The organism is Tepidibacillus sp. HK-1, from assembly GCF_001748485.2.
Taxonomy (GTDB): domain Bacteria; phylum Bacillota; class Bacilli; order Tepidibacillales; family Tepidibacillaceae; genus Tepidibacillus_B; species Tepidibacillus_B infernus.
Genome location: NZ_BDGM02000012.1, coordinates 16772 through 37922, shown reverse-complemented (window position 1 = coordinate 37922; position 21151 = coordinate 16772). Strand labels below are relative to the sequence as shown.

Annotated in this window: 19 protein-coding genes; 16 read left to right on the top strand and 3 right to left on the bottom strand. The window is 38.2% G+C overall.

Going from position 1 to position 21151, the window contains the following annotated elements; genetic code table 11:
* The first annotated feature begins 85 nt into the window (after positions 1-85).
* Positions 86-796: a PmeII family type II restriction endonuclease gene (locus BEN26_RS07690; RefSeq protein ID WP_069799100.1), complete on the top strand. Its 711-nt coding sequence runs from the start codon at positions 86-88 to the stop codon at positions 794-796.
* Positions 797-842: 46 nt separating this feature from the next.
* On the opposite strand, the gene BEN26_RS07685 is transcribed toward BEN26_RS07690, so the two are convergent.
* Positions 843-2216 (bottom strand): DNA cytosine methyltransferase, encoded by a 1374-nt coding sequence (locus BEN26_RS07685; protein WP_084818792.1) that lies wholly within the window; start codon positions 2214-2216, stop codon positions 843-845.
* 423 nt (positions 2217-2639) lie between these two features.
* On the opposite strand from BEN26_RS07685, the gene hydE reads away from it, so the two are divergent.
* The 9 genes from hydE (at position 2640) to BEN26_RS07645 (ending at position 12777) form a co-directional block, all read left to right on the top strand.
* Positions 2640-3728: a [FeFe] hydrogenase H-cluster radical SAM maturase HydE gene (gene hydE, locus BEN26_RS07680; RefSeq protein ID WP_069799102.1), complete on the top strand. Its 1089-nt coding sequence runs from the start codon at positions 2640-2642 to the stop codon at positions 3726-3728.
* A 254-nt stretch (positions 3729-3982) separates the two neighbouring features.
* Complete coding sequence (gene nuoE / locus BEN26_RS07675) at positions 3983-4474, top strand: NADH-quinone oxidoreductase subunit NuoE (protein WP_069799104.1); 492 nt, start codon at positions 3983-3985, stop codon at positions 4472-4474.
* A gap of 14 nt (positions 4475-4488) precedes the next feature.
* Positions 4489-6369, top strand: a complete 1881-nt coding sequence (gene nuoF / locus BEN26_RS07670; protein WP_084818793.1) for an NADH-quinone oxidoreductase subunit NuoF — start codon at positions 4489-4491, stop codon at positions 6367-6369.
* A 21-nt stretch (positions 6370-6390) separates the two neighbouring features.
* Positions 6391-8118, top strand: a complete 1728-nt coding sequence (locus BEN26_RS07665) for an NADH-dependent [FeFe] hydrogenase, group A6 (protein WP_255421873.1) — start codon at positions 6391-6393, stop codon at positions 8116-8118.
* A gap of 111 nt (positions 8119-8229) precedes the next feature.
* Complete coding sequence (locus BEN26_RS14290; protein ID WP_399168171.1) at positions 8230-8346, top strand: hypothetical protein; 117 nt, start codon at positions 8230-8232, stop codon at positions 8344-8346.
* A gap of 13 nt (positions 8347-8359) precedes the next feature.
* Positions 8360-9775, top strand: a complete 1416-nt coding sequence (hydG, locus tag BEN26_RS07660) for a [FeFe] hydrogenase H-cluster radical SAM maturase HydG (RefSeq protein WP_069799106.1) — start codon at positions 8360-8362, stop codon at positions 9773-9775.
* A gap of 42 nt (positions 9776-9817) precedes the next feature.
* Complete coding sequence (gene hydF, locus BEN26_RS07655; protein WP_069799108.1) at positions 9818-11014, top strand: [FeFe] hydrogenase H-cluster maturation GTPase HydF; 1197 nt, start codon at positions 9818-9820, stop codon at positions 11012-11014.
* 217 nt (positions 11015-11231) lie between these two features.
* Positions 11232-11783, top strand: a complete 552-nt coding sequence (locus BEN26_RS07650; RefSeq protein ID WP_069799110.1) for a DUF5317 domain-containing protein — start codon at positions 11232-11234, stop codon at positions 11781-11783.
* Positions 11784-11820: 37 nt separating this feature from the next.
* A complete protein-coding gene (locus BEN26_RS07645) occupies positions 11821-12777 on the top strand; it encodes an aminoimidazole riboside kinase (protein ID WP_069799112.1) in 957 nt (318 codons plus the stop codon).
* A gap of 5 nt (positions 12778-12782) precedes the next feature.
* Here BEN26_RS07645 and BEN26_RS07640 read toward each other — a convergent pair whose 3' ends face one another.
* On the bottom strand, positions 12783-13010 hold the full coding sequence (locus BEN26_RS07640) for a hypothetical protein (RefSeq protein WP_181482241.1): 228 nt from the start codon (positions 13008-13010) through the stop codon (positions 12783-12785).
* Between the two features lie 69 nt (positions 13011-13079).
* A complete protein-coding gene (locus tag BEN26_RS07635) occupies positions 13080-13823 on the bottom strand; it encodes an AraC family transcriptional regulator (RefSeq protein WP_069799115.1) in 744 nt (247 codons plus the stop codon).
* Positions 13824-13946: 123 nt separating this feature from the next.
* Between BEN26_RS07635 and BEN26_RS07630 the strand changes: the two genes are divergently transcribed.
* The 6 genes from BEN26_RS07630 to treP all read left to right on the top strand — a co-directional run bounded on the left by BEN26_RS07630 (position 13947) and on the right by treP (position 21135).
* Positions 13947-15215 (top strand): extracellular solute-binding protein, encoded by a 1269-nt coding sequence (locus BEN26_RS07630; RefSeq protein ID WP_068726816.1) that lies wholly within the window; start codon positions 13947-13949, stop codon positions 15213-15215.
* A gap of 133 nt (positions 15216-15348) precedes the next feature.
* On the top strand, positions 15349-16563 hold the full coding sequence (locus BEN26_RS07625) for a carbohydrate ABC transporter permease (RefSeq protein WP_069799117.1): 1215 nt from the start codon (positions 15349-15351) through the stop codon (positions 16561-16563).
* 14 nt (positions 16564-16577) lie between these two features.
* Positions 16578-17411: a carbohydrate ABC transporter permease gene (locus tag BEN26_RS07620; RefSeq protein WP_069799119.1), complete on the top strand. Its 834-nt coding sequence runs from the start codon at positions 16578-16580 to the stop codon at positions 17409-17411.
* A gap of 158 nt (positions 17412-17569) precedes the next feature.
* A complete protein-coding gene (locus BEN26_RS07615; RefSeq protein ID WP_069799121.1) occupies positions 17570-18733 on the top strand; it encodes a DEAD/DEAH box helicase in 1164 nt (387 codons plus the stop codon).
* Between the two features lie 133 nt (positions 18734-18866).
* Positions 18867-19577, top strand: coding sequence for a trehalose operon repressor (treR, locus tag BEN26_RS07610; protein ID WP_068726806.1), 711 nt, complete (start codon positions 18867-18869; stop codon positions 19575-19577).
* 151 nt (positions 19578-19728) lie between these two features.
* The gene (treP, locus tag BEN26_RS07605; RefSeq protein WP_068726804.1) at positions 19729-21135 is read left to right on the top strand and encodes a PTS system trehalose-specific EIIBC component; all 1407 of its coding nucleotides are present in this window, start codon (positions 19729-19731) and stop codon (positions 21133-21135) included.
* Positions 21136-21151: the final 16 nt, after the last annotated feature.

Below are 21151 nucleotides of genomic sequence, written 5' to 3'. Positions count from 1 at the left end.
TTGAAAAAATAATTAAAGGATACAACAATCATTTATGATTAGATTGGTGTGATCAAAGTTAAACCAATTGTAGAGGGTGAAAGGAATGACAGAACAAGAACGATTAGACATATTGAATGGCGCTAAAAAATTTTTTAGAGAGATTATTGCTAGTCGTCATATAGAAAATACTAGAAAATTAAATGATTTATCAGAATTTAACGTTAACCCGTTTTTATTACTATATAATGCGAATTACTTAACAGGAAATAATGATGCCAAAAGTGTTGCAAAATCATTAATCTACCCTAGGGTTCTAGGAACATCAATAAATACTTCCTTTGGGACTCAATTCCAGTATTTTATTAGTAATACACTAAGTGGCTATGCCTCTGCAATTCAAGGACTTGATATTGAATTCGTCGATCAGATAGATAGCAGGAGGAAATATTGTCAACTAAAAGCTGGACCTAATACGATAAATAAAGATGATGTTCAAACTATAATCAACCATTTTAATGGTGTTAGAAATTTAGCTCGAACGAATCGATTGTCAATTGGGTTAGATGATCTTGTTGTAGGTGTTCTTTATGGTAATGTTGAAGAATTAAGTACACATTATAAACGAATTAATGAACAATATCCGGTTATCGTTGGTCGCGAATTTTGGCATCGCTTAACGGGAAGAGAAGATTTTTATATGGAGTTAATTAACGCAATAGGTGAAGTTGCAATTGAAGTGGATGGAAGTGACTTACTTGATCAGGTGATTGATCAATTAGCTGAACAGATTAGAGAAAAATGGGGATACAAATGAAGTCAAGAAAAGGGGCTCCCGATGTTTAATGGGAACCCCTATCGTCTTAAACGAGTATAAGTTCTAATTGCGCTGCCTTTTTTTCAATTTGTTCATTTGTTGGTTTAAATGATTGATGTTCTTTATATTTAACAGGATAAATCATGTTATTTTGTATCTCAATTTGATTAAGCATATTAACTAATGCCAAACCTACATGTTTTGCTAATTGAACAGGTACTGCATTTCCAATTTGTTTATATTGTTGTCCTAAAGAGCCTTCAAATTGCCAATCATCGGGAAAACTTTGTATTCTAGCATATTCTCTAACTGTAAATGGTCTAGTTTCTACAGGGTGGCAACGTTCAGTTTGTTTCTGTGCAGGTGAACAGGTTAAGGTTAAACTAGGCTCGTCCCATGAAAGTCGTCTAGCCATACCAGTTTTCCCACCCCCTAAGAAATAACTTTTACCCATGTATTCTTTTGCAATATTCTCAGGTAAATCCCTCCAGCAACCACCTGGTGGCACCATTTCTAGTATTTTCTTTTTACTTTCAGGATATTTTATCCCTGGCGATGGAGGGACGTCTTTTAATATATCCTTTAATGTAAGAATATAGTTAAGAGGTTTTGGGAAATTGATCTCAATATCTAAGTCATTTCTCACCCCAATAATAAAGATCCTTTCCCTTTTTTGGGCCACATTATAATGAACAGCATTAAGCAATTCATATTCAACAGTATAACCGACCTCTTTAAACACATCTAACATCACTTCAAGTGTTTTCCCTTGATCATGACTAATTAAACCACGAACATTTTCAGCAACAAAAACTTTCGGTTTTAATTCATTCAATAGTTCAGCAAAATAGTAGAATAGGGTACCTCTAGTATCGTTTAATCCTAATTTTTTGCCAGCGTAGCTAAATGCTTGACACGGAAAGCCGCCTGATAAAAGATCAATTTCACCCACATTATAGTTATGTATCCCATTTTTTACAATCTGATCAATATCTCCTTCAATTACATTCCAATATGGCCGATTTTTCCTTAAAGTACTACAAGCATATTTATCATATTCGATCAAACCGACACTATCAAATCCCGCCTTTTCCAAGCCTAGGGCTAATCCACCAGCACCAGCAAATAATTCTAACACTTTATATTGTTTAAAAGGTTTAATATTGGAAACATCAATGAATGATTTCTTTGTGGAATATGTAATTGATTGTTTTTTCTCTTTTTTGATAAGAATATCTTCTTTTGTTAAATTAAAGTACTTGCATAGCATTTCTAGATCATTGTCTTCTTGAATCATTCCTTCATTTATAATTGTTGATAGTCTATCATAGGGTATATTTAATTTGTCTGAAAGGTGATAGAAATTAGGAATGCTTCTTTTATGTAATAACTCTTTAAATTTTTTGGTGTTAATTTCCATTGACAACACCACCTTTTCTCCAACTAACTAGATCAATATCATTTATTACTAAGTATAACATGATCATCTAGTTTGGTCCACAGAAAATTTTACTTCACACCAAGTATAGAACGTTTGTTCCTGAATGTAAAGTATTTTAAAAAAATAACTTTAATTTTCTATTGAAATAACGAATTGACAAAAATTGACTTGAAATGATACATTGCAAAAAAGATGGATAAGTAGGAGATAAGGGGAGAGGAAGATTGAATGCTAATTGATAGTTTAATCATCGGAGTGTTGATCGCGAAGCTTCGCGGTGGAAGGGTCTTAAATTTTCTAGACCTAGACATTCATTCAGCCTGTGTTTAGCATTGGAGCTGTGTTGATTAGTATTGGCCTTTTTATCCTCATCCAAAAAGTAATGGTAAAATTGAAGAAATCATGATAAATAGTTGTTTTTTCTATTCGTTAAAGGGAGGGATTACGATATTAGCGTTGTTGGACAAATTATATGAACGAAATGATTTGTCAAAAGAAGAGATTATCCATGTACTTAGGAATTTGGATGATGGGCATAAAGAGGCTCTATTTCACTATGCCCATCGAACCCGGGTTAAATATTACGGACATAAAGTCTTCATGCGGGGGCTCATCGAGTTTTCCAATATATGCAGACAGGATTGTCTTTATTGCGGTATTCGGGTTTCTAACAGGAAAGTGGACCGATACCGCTTGACACCTGAGGAAATTCTGGACTGCTGCAAAGAGGGGTACCAACTGGGCTATCGAACATTTGTCTTGCAAAGTGGGGAGGATGCTTGGTACTCTGAGGAAATATTGATCGATATCATTAGAAAAATCAAAGAGATGTTTCCGAATACAGCCATAACTCTTTCAATAGGGGAAAGAAACGATGCTGTGTATCAAAAGCTTTTTGAGGCGGGTGCTGACAGGTTTCTATTAAGACATGAAACAGCTTCCAAACATCTGTATGAACAATTGCATCCCACGATGAGTTTTGAAAACAGAATCAATTGCCTGCTCACATTGAAAAGAATCGGGTATCAGGTTGGAGCCGGATTTATGGTTGGATTGCCTGAGCAAACGGCGGAAGATTTGGCGGAAGATTTGCTCTTTTTAAAAAAACTGCAGCCGGATATGATTGGAATCGGCCCATTTATTCCGCATAGTGAGACCCCTCTAAAGGATGCGGAAGGCGGTACGGTGGAAGACACGCTGGTCATGGTGGCGTTTGCTCGCCTGCTTGTACCCGATTGTTTGCTGCCTGCAACAACGGCCATGGGAACACTGCATCCGCAAGGCAGGGAATTGGCCTTGAAAGTAGGGGCAAATGTGGTAATGCCGAACCTTTCTCCCAAAGCGGTAAGAACGAAGTATGAACTGTATGAAAACAAAATTTGTACGGGAGATGAGTCTACCCAATGCCGTCATTGTATTGAAATGAGAATTCAATCTGTCGGATTTCAAGTAGATATGGGAAGAGGAGACAGTTTGCGGGCAATTCGGTAAGCGGATGATATAAAAAACTGCCAAGATTCAAAATACTGTCACAAATTATGTGAAACATTTCACTAAATAAATGTTATAATTACAGCATGAAGCAGCAATTAATAGTTATTATTTAAGTTGCGGGTGAGTTTTTTCTTGTTTATCTTGTGAATATTTTCACTTAATAGAACGGTATTTTCATCGTGAAATGAATAGGGAGAAAATCGGATCTCCATTTTGATGAATAAATTATAAAGGAAAGGAAGAAATTGCTTATGGAACATGCGTGCTGCTGCGAAGGCAAACGAACTGACGAACGACTGGAAAAAGTCAAAGAATCGATTCGAAATTTCAAAGATATGAAAGGGGCGCTCATTCCGGTTTTGCATAAAGTGCAGAACCTTTACGGATATCTGCCGGAAAACGTGCTGCAGGTTGTATCCGAAGAACTGGATGTGCCTATGACAGAAATTTACGGTGTGGCTTCCTTTTATTCTTTCTTTTCATTAGAGCCAAAGGGGGAGTACGTCATCAGGGTATGTCTTGGAACAGCTTGCTACATTAAAGGCGCACAGGAACTTTTGGATCGGTTGAGCAAAGAGTTGAATGTTCAAGTCCAAAAGACAACAGAGGATGGGAAGTTTACCTTGGATGCCACCAGATGTCTGGGAGCCTGCGGACTAGCCCCGGTTATGATGATCGGAGAAAAGGTTTACGGGAGAGTAACTTCCAATGATATTTCGAAAATCCTTGAAGAATACAGATAATTGGAGGTTGTTTTATGAAGACGTTAAAGGATCTTAAAGAGATAAAAAATATAACGATTGACAGGGTAAAGCGTAGAAAAGACGGGATCTCGCCGGATCGTGCAGCAGTCCGGCAAAGGACGGTTCTCATATGCGGCGGCACAGGCTGTACGTCGTCAGATTCGATGAAGATACTGAAAGCGATGGAACAAGAAGTAAAAAACCTGGGGATTGAAAATGATATAGAAATTGTCAGAACCGGATGCTTTGGATTGTGTGCACTGGGACCCGTTATGATCGTATATCCCGAAGGAGCCTTCTACAGCAGGGTAAAAATTGAGGATGTCCCGGATCTTGTGAAAGAGCATCTGGTAAAAGGCAGAGTTTTAAGAAGACTCATCTATCAGAAATCTATAAAAAATGATCAGATTAAATCATTAACCCATGTGGATTTTTTTAACAAGCAATACAGAATTGCACTGCGAAATTGCGGTGTGATAGATCCGGAAAACATTGATGAGTATATTGCTTTGGATGGGTACAAAGCACTGGCGAAAGTCTTGCTGTCAATTACACCGCAGGAAGTTATAGATATCATAAAAAAATCAGGTTTAAGAGGTCGGGGAGGCGGAGGATTTCCAACGGGTGTCAAGTGGGAATTTGCTTCCAGGCAACAAAATGAGCAAAAGTATATCATTTGTAACGCGGATGAAGGTGATCCCGGCGCATTTATGGATCGATCCATACTGGAAGGCGATCCCCATTCTGTGCTTGAAGCCATGGCGATAGGAGGATATGCGATTGGGGCAAATCAAGGATATATTTATGTACGGGCGGAATATCCGATTGCAGTGCAAAGATTGCTTATTGCCATCCATCAGGCCAGAGAATATGGCCTGTTGGGACAGAACATTTTGGGGACAGGCTTTCAATTTGATATAGATGTCAGGCTTGGAGCAGGTGCCTTTGTTTGCGGAGAAGAAACGGCGCTTATGAATTCTATAGAAGGCAAACGGGGAACGCCGAATCCGAAACCGCCATTTCCAGCAGTGAGCGGCCTTTGGGAAAAACCGACGGTAATCAACAATGTCGAAACTTTTGCCAGTATACCACAGATTATAGTCAAGGGTGCGGAATGGTTTGCAAGCATCGGAACAGAAAAGAGTAAAGGGACAAAAGTATTTGCACTTGGCGGAAAGATTGCCAATACAGGGCTTGTGGAAGTTCCCATGGGGATCAAGCTTAGAGAAGTGATTTATGAAATTGGAGGAGGCATCCCGAACGGCAAAAAGTTTAAAGCGGTTCAAACAGGCGGGCCGTCAGGTGGATGTATAACAGCTGAACATCTTGATTCTCCGATAGATTATGACACATTGACGTCGCTGGGTTCCATGATGGGATCCGGTGGTATGATCGTCATGGATGAAGACAACTGTATGGTTGATGTTGCCCGTTTCTATCTTGATTTTACAAGGGACGAATCCTGCGGCAAATGTACCCCTTGCCGAATTGGCACAAAAAGATTGCTTGAAATCCTTGAAAGAATCACAGAGGGGAAAGGGACATTGGAAGATCTGGATATGCTTGAAACCCTCTCTGTACAGATCAAAGCAGCATCAATGTGTGGCCTCGGACAAACCGCGCCAAATCCGGTTCTTTCCACATTGAAATATTTCCGGGATGAATACCTTGCACATGTTGTGGATAAGAAATGTCCTTCCGGAGTCTGCAAGTCGCTTTTGCAGTATTTTATTGATCCAGAGAAATGTAAAGGATGCAGTCTGTGTGCGAAAAAATGCCCCGTTAGTGCTATCAGCGGAAAGGTTAAGGAACCCCATACCATCGATGTGAATGTTTGCATTAAATGCGGACTTTGCTATGAAAATTGCAAGTTCATGGCTATATCCAGAAGATAAGAGGTGAGTATGTTGGAAAAGGTGAAGATTGCGATAGACGGTATAGAAATGGAAGTTGACAAAGGTACCACCGTACTTGAAGTAGCAAGAAAGGCTGGCATCGAGATACCTACTCTTTGTCATTTAAAAGGCATACATGAAGCTTCAAGCTGCAGGATTTGTCTTGTTGAGGTAGGTCCAAGACTCATGGCTTCCTGTACTTTGGTAGCAGAAGAAGGGATGAAGATACAAACTAATACACCGAAGGTCAGAGAGGCCAGAAAAACCGTTATCGAACTCCTTCTGTCCGATCATAAACGAGAATGCCCAACTTGTCTGCGAAGTGAAAACTGCGAATTGCAAAGTATTGCCAATGGTTTCAATCTCAGAAATATCAGATTTGAAGGGGAAAGGTCAAAATCAGGTATTGATGTTTCATCCCTTTCGGTTGTCAGAGATGCTGAAAAATGCATCCTGTGTGGAAGGTGTGTAACCGTTTGTGGGAATGTGCAAACGGTTCATGCCATTGGATTTGCGAATAGAGGGTTTCACACCACGATAGCTCCTGCGTATCAAAAACCACTCGCAGATGCAATTTGCGTAAACTGCGGACAATGTATCATGACATGCCCGGTCGGAGCCTTGTATGAAAAAGAGAATATCGAGGATGTTTGGAAGGCCATAGCAGATCCTGGAAAATTTGTGGTTGCCCAGACTGCCCCCGCAGTTCGAGTTGCTCTGGGCGAGGAATTCGGTCTTCCCATAGGAACCAGGGTAACGGGGAAAATGGTCGCTGCGTTAAGAAAGTTAGGATTTGATAAGGTGTTTGACACGGATTTCGCAGCAGACCTTACCATCATGGAGGAAGGGACAGAATTACTGAAACGATTGGGAACGGGCGAAAATCTTCCTCTGATGACTTCCTGCTGCCCGGGATGGGTTAAGTTTGTCGAGCAATTCTATCCGGATATGCTTGACAATTTGTCGACCTGCAAATCGCCTCATCAAATGGAGGGTGCTTTAATCAAAAGCTATTTTGCATCGAAAATGGGCATCGACCCGCAAAAAATTGTTGTCGTTTCCATTATGCCATGTGTTGCCAAAAAATTTGAAGGGCAAAGAGAGGAACTTTCCTTTAACGGGTTGCAGGACGTTGATTATGTTTTAACAACAAGGGAATTGGCTCAGATGATAAAAGAAGGGGGAATTGATTTTGTCAATCTTCCAGATGAAAGCTTCGATAATCCTTTTGGGGAAGGAACAGGAGCCGGAGTTATATTCGGAGCGACCGGAGGGGTGGCCGAAGCGGCGTTACGAACTGTTTTTGAACTGGTCGCGGGCAAGGAATTGGATACCGTCGAGTATACTGCCGTAAGAGGAATTGAAGGGATAAAAGAAGCAACAATCGAGCTGCCCAATGGGAAAACAATTCATACCGCGGTGGCTAGCGGGCTCGGAAATGCCAGAAAAATTTTCGATATGGTCAAGCGCGGAGAAAAAAGCTACCAGTTTATCGAAGTGATGGCATGTCCTGGAGGATGCGTAACCGGAGGCGGTCAGCCAATTGTTGATCCTCAAACAATGGAAAAGATCAACTTAAAAGCGGAAAGGGCCAAAGCCATTTACGAGGAAGATAGAGATCTGCCCCTCAGAAAGTCGCACCAAAATCCGTATATACAGAAAATCTATGAAGAGTTCTTAGTGGAAACAAACGGGCATGTAAGTCATGAATATTTGCACACCCATTATTTGAAACGGAATAAATTTTAAAAACGATCTTAATTGCAAGGAACTTTCTGAACGAAAGGAAATGGGTTAAAGAGTTCACAACCTAACGCAAATTAAGTGAACAGCGTACTTCATGATTTAGTGGGAATCATCGTGGGGCAGGCAGATGCGATCAGTGCGATGACTGGACGACTCGGCAAGATTCGAGGAGTGAATGTCAAATTGGCAATCAATAAACTTCAACCGCGGGCTCTTACAGAAAAAGAATGAGGAGGACTATGCCATGAGGGAGTATACAGCCGAAGATTTTATTCAAGATGGGGAGATTCTGGAATCGATTAAATTCGGGAAAAAAATGATACAGAACAGTGACTACATTATGTCTATTTTGGCCAAGGCAAAAGCATGCAAAGGGTTAACTCACAGGGAAGCAGCTGTTCTTTTGCATGTGGATGATCCGAAAATTCTCACGGAACTATACAAATCAGCAAAAGAGATCAAAGAAAAGATATACGGCAAAAGGATTGTTCTCTTTGCCCCTTTATATTTAAGCAATTACTGTGTGAATAACTGCGAATATTGCGGGTATAAACATTCCAATACAAATTTCAGGCGAAGAAAGCTGACGATGGAAGAGCTTATGCGAGAGGTGGAAGTCCTTGAATCATTGGGGCATAAAAGGTTGGCGCTGGAGGCGGGGGAAGATCCGGTAAATTGTCCGATCGATTATGTGTTGGAAAGTATCCAGACCATTTATTCTCTCAAATTTGACAATGGAAGTATCAGGCGGGTGAATGTAAATATTGCGGCCACTACAGAAGAAAATTACAGAAAGTTGGCGGAAGCAAATATTGGAACGTATATCCTATTTCAGGAAACCTATCACAAACCAACCTATGAAAAAATCCATCCCAAAGGCCCGAAGCATGATTATGAATGGCATACGACAGCCATGGACCGTGCTATGAAAGCCGGCATTGATGATGTGGGAATTGGTGTTTTATACGGTTTACATGATTATAAATATGAAACGATCGCCATGCTCATGCACGCAGAACACCTTGAAGAAGTATTCGGAGTCGGTCCTCACACTGTATCCGTTCCAAGACTCAGGGCAGCGGAAAATGTTGATTTGAATCACTATCCGAATCTTGTGTCTAATGCAGATTTTAAAAAAATTGTGGCTGTTTTAAGGCTCTCCGTCCCGTATGCAGGGATGATTTTATCAACCAGAGAAGAACCGGAGTTCCGGGACGAGGTTTTAGAACTGGGAATTTCACAAATCAGCGCAGGTTCTTGTACAGGGATAGGTGGCTATATGGAAGAATACAGGATGAAGCAGCATGATGAAAAGCCGCAATTCGAAGTAGGAGATCATCGTTCTCCACTGGAGATTATTAAAAGCTTGTGTAAAGGAGGGTATTTGCCAAGTTATTGTACCGCCTGCTACCGCGAGGGAAGAACCGGAGATCGGTTTATGCGGCTGGCCAAATCCGGTCAGATTCATACTATATGTGAGCCTAATGCTATTTTGACATTTAAGGAATATCTTCTCGATTACGGCGATGAGGAAGCAAACAAAATTGGAGAACAAGTGATCAAACAGAGTCTCGAAGACATCCCGAAAGTATCAACAAAAATTGCCACTATACAAAAAATGAAACGGATTGAAGCGGGAGAGAGAGATTTAAGATTTTAACGAATGCCAGCTTGCCGATGCAAGCTGTAGGAGGGGAAAAGGATGATAGACACGCCTCAAGCCAATCGGATGCATATCGCCATTTTTGGTAAAAGGAATGTGGGAAAATCAAGTCTTATTAATGCATTGACTGGGCAGCAAATTGCGTTGGTTTCCGACATGGCAGGCACAACAACAGATCCGGTTTACAAAGCAATGGAGCTGCTTCCGGTCGGACCGGTCGTGATAATCGATACAGCCGGACTCGACGACCATGGCGAAATTGGTGAATTGAGAGTCAAAAAAACAAGAGAAGTCATGGAAAAAAGTGATCTGGCACTATTGGTTTTTACAGCGGATGACGAAAGCTTGTCTCTTGAAAAAGAATGGTATAGGGAACTTCACGCTCGTAAGATACCGGTAATTGGAGTGATTAACAAGATCGATGAAGCGGATGCGGAGCTTGAAGTTTTTAAAACACAATTTGACATTCCTTTTATTAAAGTCAGCGCCAAGCAACGCACCAATATCGGTAAGTTAAAAGAAGCCATTCAAAACCATGCACCTGCTGACTTTGAAAGACCAACCTTGCTGGGGGACATTGTCAAATCCAAGGATATTGTCGTACTTGTGGCGCCGCAGGATATACAGGCTCCGAAAGGAAGGCTGATCCTCCCGCAGGTTCAAATAATTCGAGAAATTCTTGATCAGCACGCGTTAGCGCTCACAGTAACGGACGGTGAATTGGAGGATATTTTAACGGCTTTAAAGCATGATCCCGATTTGGTCATTACCGATTCTCAGGTATTTGACAAAGTGAATAAAATCCTGCCTGACCAGGTTCCTTTAACTTCTTTTTCCATACTTATGGCCAGGTACAAAGGGGATTTAGATGTGTTTGTGCAGGGAGCCAAGGCCATTGACCGTTTGCAATCGGGAGATAAGGTGTTAATTGCGGAAGCTTGCACCCACCATGCGTTAAAAGGAGACATAGGAAGAGAAAAATTGCCGGCATGGCTTGCGCAAAAAACAGGCGGAACACTGGACGTTACAATCAATACTGGGGTTGATTTTCCGGATGATCTAACCCCTTACAAACTGATTGTGCACTGCGGTGCCTGCATGTTTAACAGAAAACAGCTTATGAATCGAATTGCAAGGTCTGAGGAACAACAAATACCGATCACAAATTATGGTGTCGCCATTGCACATATACACGGAATGCTTGACAGAGTCATACGTGTTTTTAAAAGAAGTTAAGAAGACTGGACATTTACTGGTGATAGATTACTTTTCTCTTGGATAAACATATCTTCTTTAGCTATGTCAAAGAACCTGTACAGAATATACGTTTTTAAATGTAAAGGTTTTTTAATATAAAATGATATTGGAAATTAAAGAATTGACAAAAATTGACTTGAAATGATACATTGCAAGAAAGATGGGTAAGTAGGAGATAAGGGGAGAGGAAGATTGAATGCTAATTGATAGTTTAATCATCGGAGTGTTGATCGCGAAGCTTCGCGGTGGAAGGGTCTTAAATTTTCTAGACCTAGATATCCATTCGCCTGGGTTGATCATCCTTGCACTATTCATTCAGTTACCTATTATGTTCTTATATCCAAAATTTTTGTTCGTAGCAATGATTATAAGCTACATTCTATTATTACTATTTCTTTATCAAAATAAGAATCTCCATGGATCGAAATGGGTTTTTATGGGTATCATTCTCAATATGGTCGTTATGTTAGCAAATGGAGGGAGAATGCCAGTAGATATGCGGGCGGCACAGGAGTTAATTCCTGAACATATTCCTTCCTTATTAGCTGGAACGTATGGAAAGCATATTGCGATGACAACCAACACCTCTTTTCGTTTTTTAGGGGATATTTTTTATGTACCGGCTCCATATCCACATCCTGTTGTGTTTAGCATTGGAGATGTGTTGATTAGTATTGGCCTTTTTATCCTCATCCAAAAAGTAATGGTAAAATTGAAGATGAATCATGAAAATAGATTAGATTGGTAAACAATTAAGTAGAAAAGATGAAAAGGAGAAAGTTCTGTTGAAAAAAGGTGTTATTAGTTTAGGTGAAGCGCTAATTGATTTTATTCCTGTTGATCAAACCAATACAACTTATCAAAAGAATCCTGGAGGAGCACCAGCAAATGTAGCTGTAGGCTTATCCCGTTTAGGAGTAAAGTCTGTATTTTTAGGTAAAGTGGGAAACGATGCATTGGGTAAGTTTTTAAAAGAAACCTTACATTACTATGGTGTAGATGTTTCTTCAATGTACTTAACCGATGAAGCACATACTGGATTAGTATTGGTGACGTTAGCTGAAAATGGGGAGCGAAGCTTCGAATTTTATATTAAACCTAGTGCTGACCTATTTTTAAAAGACAGTGAAATTTCCGAAGAGATATTTGAGAAATCAAAAATCTTCCATTTTGGGTCTATTACCTTAACTCGTGAACCAGCAAAAAGCGCAACCATAAAAGCTATACAACTAGCGAAGGAAAAAGGATTGATTGTCTCTTTTGATCCGAATTTACGCTTAGGGTTATGGCAAAGTAAAGAACAGGCAAGGGAAGAGATTATCTCTATGTTACCTGCTGTAGATCTGTTAAAAATATCTGAGGAAGAACTTGAATTTATCACAGGTGAGAATGAAATAAACACAGGTATTCAGCAACTAAAGAAATATAGAATTCCATTGGTGTTTATCACGCTTGGCGAAAAAGGGAGTTATACTGTTGTAAATGACAATATTATTCATGTTCCAGCAATGAAGGTGAATGCAGTAGATACCACAGGTGCTGGTGATGCTTTTGTCTCAGCCATATTATATTGGCTCAATGAATATGAAGGAGAACTAATGAAAATAACAGCAGAAGATGCAGAGAAAATGGCTCGTTTTGCTAGTGTTTCAGGAGGGTTAGCAGCTTCGATAAAAGGAGCAATGACTGCTTTACCAACACTTAAGCAAGTTCAAAAAATACTAGGAAACCAACATGAATGAGAAGGTTACATATTTTTAAATGTAAAAAGTAGAATGAGAATGGTTAAAATGATGATAGTAATGAGTGATTTACTATATCGGTCACTTTTTCGCCGATGTCGCTTTGCGTTTACTCCAAGTGAAAAGATAGAAATGGCAAGTTGAGCGAAACTTAGATAAAAAACGATTTTCATCAGTGATTGATCCCAATCCTGGCGTACATCAAGATGAAGAATTCGAAAAATCTGGACCACGTCGTCTTTCTATCAAATTCGATTTTTTGTTCAAGATCATCACTTCCTTCGATTGATTTGTTCCTCAGTTTATCTTATGTTGCTGTTCATATTTCTGAATTTCTTAGGGGTTAATCCAGTATATTTTTTAAAGAGAGAAGAGTAATAGCTTTGATTACAAAAGTGGAATAACAAAGCAATATCAGAAATAGAGCTATCAGTGTAGAGTAGGAAATATTTTGATTCCTCAATTTTTTTTTGGTTAATAAATTCGATAAGGGAAGTACCAACTTCCTTTTTAAATAACTGAGATAAATAATTAGGAGTTAGATTAAATTGTAGAGCTATTTCGTGAAGAGATAGCTCTTGTAATATATTATCGTGGATATAAGATAAGACGCGATTGATTGTTTGGTTATATGTATTTTTTTTCTCTTCTTTTAGGGTGTTAATAAAGTGGGCCACCATTTCATACTCCAGTTCAGTCAGCCTCTTAGGATCATCTGCTCTTTCTAATTCTAAGATATACACATCGCTTAGGTTAAATGCAGTTTCTGGATGAACTCCGCCTTGAATAATCGCCCTTGTAAAAAGGGTACAGGAGCAGATAAGAGAATTTTTTAAAGAACGAATAGGGTGATGAGCTAATTTAGCCCTTTCTAGTGAATTGATTTTATTTAGTACGCCATATGCCTTCGTATAATTACCTTCTTGTATAGCGTTTAATAGCTGCTGTTCTAATAGATAAGGTGGATGGAGAAAGAATTCTTGTTGATTTTTTATTCTAGTCATCAAGTATTGGTTAATGATCGATTTGTTGATTGAGGTCATCATGATTGTCACCACTTATATTAAAATTTTGATAAATTTCTTAATATTTTAATATAATCTTATTGTTATTTTTTATAAAATTCAAGTGTAAATACAAATAAGAGGATAATGAAGGGGGTTTATTTCATGAAAAAATGGCTGTCTATTATGATAGCGGTTACATTAATTTTTAGTTTGTTTTTGGTTGGCTGTAATTCAAGTACTGAAAACAAAGAGGGAGCAACTGATACAAAGCAAACAAATGAAACAAGTGGTACTACTGAAAAGGTGGTTCTAAAATTTGCTGCTCAAAATGATAACACTCCAGCTACTCAAGCACTCATTGATCAATTTAACAACAGTCAAGATAAGTATAAAGTAGAATGGGTACAAATGACGAATGATTCTGCGCAAATGCATGACCAATTGCTAACCTCATTATCTAGTGGTTCTAGTGAATACGACGTTCTTTCTATGGATGTAGTTTGGGCTGGTGAATTTGCTGGCGGAGGTTATTTGCAACCGATCGATGTCAATATGAAAGATAGCGGCTTCAAGAAAGAAGATTTTAATGCTGGGTCTATGGCTTCAGGTAACTATAAGGGAAAACAATACACATTGCCATTCTTCCCAGACTTAGGATTACTTTATTTCCGTAAAGATATTGTGAGTCAAGAAGATGCCGCAAAATTAGAAAGTGGAAGTTATACTTATGAAGATTTAGGTAAAATGGCAGAAAAATATACTGGTCAAAAGAATACAAAATATGGTTTTGTTTATCAATCAAAACAATATGAAGGCTTAACAGTTAACGTGACAGAGTTTACAAAATCGTTCCAAGATATTAAGGGCGGATTAGAGTTAATGTACTCATTTACAAATGCTCCTTGGGCCGCTAAAGATATTTTAAACTATACCGAGGGTGAAACACATACGAACTTTGAACAAGGTAATGCAGTGTTTGCTCGTAACTGGCCATATCAATTTGGTCGTATTAAAGGTAAAGAAAGTGGTGTTACAGTCGATGTGAAAGATGTAGGGATTGCACCACTTCCAAATGGAGGTTCTGTTGGTGGCTGGCTTTTAGGCATTAATAAGAACTCTAAAAATGTTGACGGAGCATGGGAATTTATTAAGTTTGCTGCTGGTCCTGAAGGGCAGAAAATCATGTCTACAAAAGGTGGATATTTACCTGGATATAATGCTTTACTAGAGGATCAAGAAGTTATTTCAGCAAATGAAATGTTAGGCTTTGAAGGGTTTAAAAAAGCATTAGCAACCACCATTGCTCGTCCTGTATCTCCTGAATACTCTAAGGTTTCAGATACGATTCAAGTAGAGGCAAATAAATACCTAAGTTCTGGCAAAGATCTAGATGCTATTGTAAAGACGATCCAAGATGCAATCAATCAATAATCAATAAAAATAACCATAATGTAGGAAAGGCTCTAATCCGATTAGGGCCTTTCCCTGCTTAAGGAACCATTTCCTTTATACTTATAGAATGAATGTTCCAATATCTAATGCACAAGGAATGGGAGTGACCCTGATGAAAAAGAATGGAATACAGGGGTATTTATTTACATTACCTGTAATCATACTGATTGCTGTTTTTTCTTTATGGCCAATCTTACAATCATTTGTTTATACCTTTTTTGACTATAAACTAAACGATCAACAAAAATCAGGTTTATATATAAGCGAACGATTTAACTTTGATATGTTTCAAGAATCGCAAATGTATGTAAAGCTCTTTCTTGAAGAAGATCGGCCTTCTATTACGGATGTTAGTGATCAAAATAAAGTAGATCAATTGATTCAGAGAATAGAAACAGTTGAAAATGAATTTATAGGGAAAAAAGGGGTACAAAAGATTAACGGGACAGAAAAGGAGAAAATTTTATCTTTGTATGATGAGATTAACGCAACCGTTTCTGACCTAACTCAAAAATATCAATTACCAAATGGCGAAAATCTAACCTTAATCATGCAGGATTTAAAAAATAGTATCATTCCTTCTAATTTTATTGGTTTAAAAGGGTACAAAGAGATCTTATCAGATAAACGTATGGGTACAGCTCTTATCAATACGATCATTTTTACAATCATTTCTGTCTTTTTTGAATTCATTTTAGGCCTTCTCTTGGCATTGATTATGAATAAAGCCATATCAGGCCAAGGACTGATACGAACAACGTCTTTAATTCCCTGGGCGATTCCAACTGCTGTTGCCGCCTTAATGTGGGGATACCTTTATGATGGTAGTAGCGGTATTGTTGCGAATTTTTTCCAGAATATTGGACTAGTTGACGACTCTAGGGAACTACTGCTTAGTATTTCCGGGGCAATGTTCTCCACTATTTTGGCAGATGTATGGAAAACGACCCCTTATATGGCTTTACTATTATTAGCAGGGCTACAAAATATTCCATTATCTTTGTATGAAGCTTCTTCCATTGATGGAGCGAATAAAATTCAGACCTTTTTCCGCATTACGCTTCCACTTTTGAAGCCATCCATATTGGTAGCTTTACTGTTTCGTACATTAGATGCCTTCCGTGTGTTTGATTTAATCTATGTTTTAACAGGTGGAGGACCTGGCGGAGGAACGGAAACACTCTCGATCTATGGATATAAAGTCATGTTTGCCCAGACCAACTTTGGCTATGGTTCAGTAATTGTGATGGTTATGTTTGTGATTGTGGCGATTATTGCAACGATTTATGTAAAAGTGTTGGGTACAAATTTAATGGAGAAAAACTAAAGGAGGGAATAAAGATGAGCAGACCAAAGAGTAAAATGATGATTATAGTTTCCACTTTTGTTGCTTTCTATTTGTTTGCAATGGTATTCCCATTTTTCTGGATCTTTATCACCTCCTTTAAAACATCAGGTGAGATCTTTGGTGACGGTGCTTTTCGTGTGATTGCAAAAGACCCAACACTGCAAAACTATATCACGATCCTGTTTGAAAAGGGCATATTGACCGCAATTAAAAATAGCTTTATCGTTGCTACCACAACAACAATCTATATCGTTGCTGTGGCAACATTAGCTGCCTATGCGATCTCACGTTTTGAATTTAAAGGTAAAAATTTGTTGTTAGGGTTGATATTAGCTGTGTCGATGTTTCCACAGATGATCGTCGTTGGCCCAGTCTATAATTTATTCCTAAAATTAGGTTTGACTAACACTTATGCTGTGGTTTTGCCCTACTCAACGATTACCTTGCCAATGGCAGTTTGGATTTTAGTTACACATTTTAACCATATTCCTCTTGCCTTAGAGGAATCAGCAAAAATTGATGGGGCAGGGCCATTAAAAACGTTATTGCGAATCGTTTTTCCATTAGCAGCACCCGGTGTGTTTACAACAGCTATTATAGTATTTATCGCAGCCTGGAATGAGTTTTTATTAACGATTACGCTTAACTCTAACCAAGAATATCACACGGTACCATTGGCCATTTCCTTTTTACGAACCCAGTTTGAAATTCTTTGGGGGGAGGTTGCGGCAGCTACGACCATTGTAACCATCCCAACATTGATCATGGTTCTCTTCTTCCAGAAACAAATTGTCTCTGGATTAACATCTGGAGGGGTTAAAGAGTAAACTTCACCTACAAAAGTGACTACACTCAATCTTTCTTTATTATGAAAAAAAGGCAGAAGTTGTTTCTTTGGACAACATTTCTGTCTTTTTTTCAATGAATCGATTATAATTTGTAAATACTGTGAAGTGAATACTTCGAATAGAAAGGGAATTATCGAATGGAAAATAACACAAAAGGAATAGGCGATTGGTCTGTGTTACAAAGGTTGCAACCGTTTTTACAGGAAGCTTGGAAACATAAAGGTTTTCAAAAGCCAACGATGATTCAAGAGAAGGCAGTCCCATTGATTTTAGAAGGAAAGGATGTAATCTCTGAATCTCCTACAGGAACCGGGAAAACGATAACTTATCTTTTACCCTTGTTAGAAAGGATTGATTTAGAGAAAAAGGTAACTCAGGCTATAATCATCGCACCATCTAGAGAATTGGTTATGCAGATTTATGAAGAAATTCAAAGGTGGGCGCAAGGAAGTGAAATCACTAGTGCCTCTTTTATAGGTGGAGCTAATATAAAGCTCCAGCTTGAAAAAATAAAAAAGCATCCACAGATTGTAGTGGGAACCACAGGGCGTTTACTAGAACTGATCAAGATGAAAAAATTAAAAATGCATAACGTCAAAATGATCGTGGTAGATGAATTTGATATGTTAATTGTACAAGATCATATTAAAAATGTACAAAGTATCATAAAGGCAACACAAAAAGAACGACAACTCTTATTCTTTTCAGCCACCTTGTCTAAAGAAAATGAACAATTAGCAAAAAGATGGATGAAAGATCCTCAAGTCATTCGAATTGAAAAGAAGAAAGATTGCGAATCTAATGTAGAACACATCTACTTTGTAAGTGAACTTAGAGATAAGATTGATGTCCTTCGTCGAATCATGAGAATAGATGGAATAAAGGCTTTAGCATTTATCAACGACATGGAAAAAATGTTTGAGGTTCAAGCAAAATTAAAATATAAAGGAATTGCATCGGAAGTTTTAAATGGAGAGTCTAGTAAAGGAGAGAGGCAACAAGCCTTGCGGCATTTTCGGGAGGGAAAGGTAGCACTACTTTTGGCGACAGATGTAGCAGCAAGAGGTTTGGACATAGAAGGATTGAATCATGTCATCCATTTTGACTTTCCCCATGATACCAAACAATATATTCATCGTTCAGGTAGAACAGGAAGAATGAATGCAGTAGGTACAGTGATCTCTATCGTGACAAAGCGAGAAGAAAGCTTTCTTAAGAAACTGAGCCGTGAGTCGGGGATTCTAATTCAAAAAAAGGTTATTTATCATGGAAAAATAAGCGATCAAGAAACCCTTCTGTGACAAAATAGAAGGGTTGACACTGTGGTTAGAATGTCCAATTTTCCTTAGAAACTACTCCATTTATCCCTTCTTTGTTTCCTAGTGAAGTCTGCTATAATATGAGTAAACACGGGTACGATAGGTAGGAGGATTTATGAATAAACGATACATCGAAATCTATGAGGAGATAAGAAACGCCATTGTGGAAAGACAGTATAGTCCAGGGGAAAAACTTCCCTCTGAGCATGATTTATGTAAAAAATATAACACGAGTCGCGGTACGATCAGGAGGGCGTTAGACCTACTAGCGGAAGAGGGTTTAGTTCACAGCTTACATGGGAAAGGTGTCTTTGTTTTAGACCACGATACAATCACGTTTTCCTTTGGGGGATTAGTAAGCTTTAAAGAAGCAAGTGTAGGAAATGGGGAAAAATTTGTCACTACAGTCCCTAAGTTTGAAGAAGTAATTATTGATGAATCACTTCATCAAAAGACGAATCTCCCTATTGGTAAAGAAGCCTACTATATCTATCGAATCCGTCATTTAGATGGAGAACGAATTATTTTTGACATAAACTACTTTCTAAAAGATTTGATTATAGATTTAACAAAAGAAATTGCAGAACAGTCAATTTATCAATATATTGAAGAAATATTAAAACTAAAAATTGGTTTTGCAAGGAGAGTGATTCAAGTGGAACCAGCAACTATGAGAGACAAGCAAAACCTTGATATAAAAGGCTACCCTTTCGTGGTAGTTGTTAAAAACTTCGCTCATCTAAATGATGGAACCCAATTTGAATATACAGAGTCACATCATCGCCCAGATCGATTTGTATTCTCTGATTTTGCTCGTCGCCGTTAGGGCGACTTTTTTTGTCCCACATAAAAGTTGAACTTTATTAAAATAATAAAATGACATAAATTACATATTTGAACTTGTATATACAAGTATTGACTAACTTGTTTATACAAGTTATGATGGATAACGAAAACGATTACAGGAGGATGAAATTATGGACATAAAAAAAGAGTCTGTTGAACAAATTATTCAAGCCATTGGTGGTAAGGACAATATTATCGCTGCTACTCATTGTGTGACGAGATTAAGACTTGCTTTAAAAGATGAAAATAAAGTAGATAAATCGATGTTAGAAAATATTGATCTTGTTAAAGGTTCATTTTCAGCGAATGGACAATTTCAAGTAGTAATAGGACAAGGGTTGGTCAATAAAGTATATGATCAATTTGTTGAGGTGGCTGGAATTGAACGTGCGACAAAACAAGAGATTAAAGATGTGGCAGAAAAGAATCTAAATCCGTTTCAACGAGCAGTTAAAATCTTAGCAGATATTTTCATTCCTATTTTGCCAGCGATTGTAACTGCCGGTTTATTAATGGGAATCAATAATGTGTTGACAGGAAAAGGGATTTTCTTTGCAGATCAAGCATTTGTTGATGTATATACCCAATGGAAAGACTTAGCAGATATGATTAATTTAATTGCAAATACTGCTTTCGTTTTTCTACCAGGTTTGATTGGCTGGTCAGCGGTTAAAAAGTTTGGTGGTAGTGAATTATTAGGTATCGTTCTTGGTCTGATGCTTGTGCACCCAGCACTATTAAATGCATGGGGTTATGGTGAGGCTGTAGCAAAAGGTGCTGTACCATATTGGAATCTCTTTGGTTTTAATGTTGAAAAAATTGGTTACCAAGGTCAAGTATTACCTGTATTATTCTCATCCTATATCTTAGCTAAAATAGAGCAATTTCTAAATAAGCGTGTTCCTGATGCTTTTAAATTATTATTAGTTGCACCAATCACATTATTAATCACTGGTTTCTTATCATTTATCGTGATTGGGCCTGTTACCTTTGCAATTGGAAATGCGATCACTTCTGGTTTTGTAGCAATATTTGATAAATTTTCTGTATTAGGTGCATTAATCTATGGTGGATTCTATTCCGTATTAGTAGTTACAGGAATGCATCACACTTTCTTAGCAGTGGATTTACAGTTGATTTCCAACTTAGGGGGAACTTTCTTATGGCCAATTCTTGCATTATCTAACATTTCTCAAGGTTCTGCAGCATTGGCGATGATGTTAGTCTCTAAAGATGAAAAAACAAAAGGTTTATCTCTAACCTCTGCGATTTCTGCTTATTTAGGAATTACAGAACCAGCGATGTTTGGGGTAAATATTCGCTATAAATATCCATTCATTTCAGCGATGATCGGTTCAGCCATTGCAGCAGTGGTAATTACAATAAATGATGTAAGGGCTTCCTCGATTGGGGTTGGTGGCCTACCTGGATTCTTATCTATTTTCCCACAAAATTGGGGGCCATTCTTTATAGGTATGGGTATCGCTTTAGTCGTTCCATTTGTACTCACTTATCTCTATGGGAAAGTTAAGAAATAATTGAATATCGGTGGTG

Bases quoted from the DNA above. Each gene is read 5' to 3' on its own strand.
- hydE (WP_069799102.1), top strand. From the start codon at position 2,640: ATGATAAATAGTTGTTTTTTCTATTCGTTAAAGGGAGGGATTACGATA.
- BEN26_RS07620 (WP_069799119.1), top strand. From the start codon at position 16,578: ATGAGCAGACCAAAGAGTAAAATGATGATTATAGTTTCCACTTTTGTT.
- BEN26_RS07615 (WP_069799121.1), top strand. From the start codon at position 17,570: ATGGAAAATAACACAAAAGGAATAGGCGATTGGTCTGTGTTACAAAGG.
- nuoF (WP_084818793.1), top strand. From the start codon at position 4,489: ATGAAGACGTTAAAGGATCTTAAAGAGATAAAAAATATAACGATTGAC.
- BEN26_RS07630 (WP_068726816.1), top strand. From the start codon at position 13,947: ATGAAAAAATGGCTGTCTATTATGATAGCGGTTACATTAATTTTTAGT.
- BEN26_RS07690 (WP_069799100.1), top strand. From the start codon at position 86: ATGACAGAACAAGAACGATTAGACATATTGAATGGCGCTAAAAAATTT.
- treP (WP_068726804.1), top strand. From the start codon at position 19,729: ATGGACATAAAAAAAGAGTCTGTTGAACAAATTATTCAAGCCATTGGT.
- treR (WP_068726806.1), top strand. From the start codon at position 18,867: ATGAATAAACGATACATCGAAATCTATGAGGAGATAAGAAACGCCATT.
- nuoE (WP_069799104.1), top strand. From the start codon at position 3,983: ATGGAACATGCGTGCTGCTGCGAAGGCAAACGAACTGACGAACGACTG.
- hydF (WP_069799108.1), top strand. From the start codon at position 9,818: ATGATAGACACGCCTCAAGCCAATCGGATGCATATCGCCATTTTTGGT.
- hydG (WP_069799106.1), top strand. From the start codon at position 8,360: ATGAGGGAGTATACAGCCGAAGATTTTATTCAAGATGGGGAGATTCTG.
- BEN26_RS07635 (WP_069799115.1), bottom strand. From the start codon at position 13,823: ATGATGACCTCAATCAACAAATCGATCATTAACCAATACTTGATGACT.
- BEN26_RS07685 (WP_084818792.1), bottom strand. From the start codon at position 2,216: ATGGAAATTAACACCAAAAAATTTAAAGAGTTATTACATAAAAGAAGC.
- BEN26_RS07625 (WP_069799117.1), top strand. From the start codon at position 15,349: ATGAAAAAGAATGGAATACAGGGGTATTTATTTACATTACCTGTAATC.
- BEN26_RS07650 (WP_069799110.1), top strand. From the start codon at position 11,232: ATGCTAATTGATAGTTTAATCATCGGAGTGTTGATCGCGAAGCTTCGC.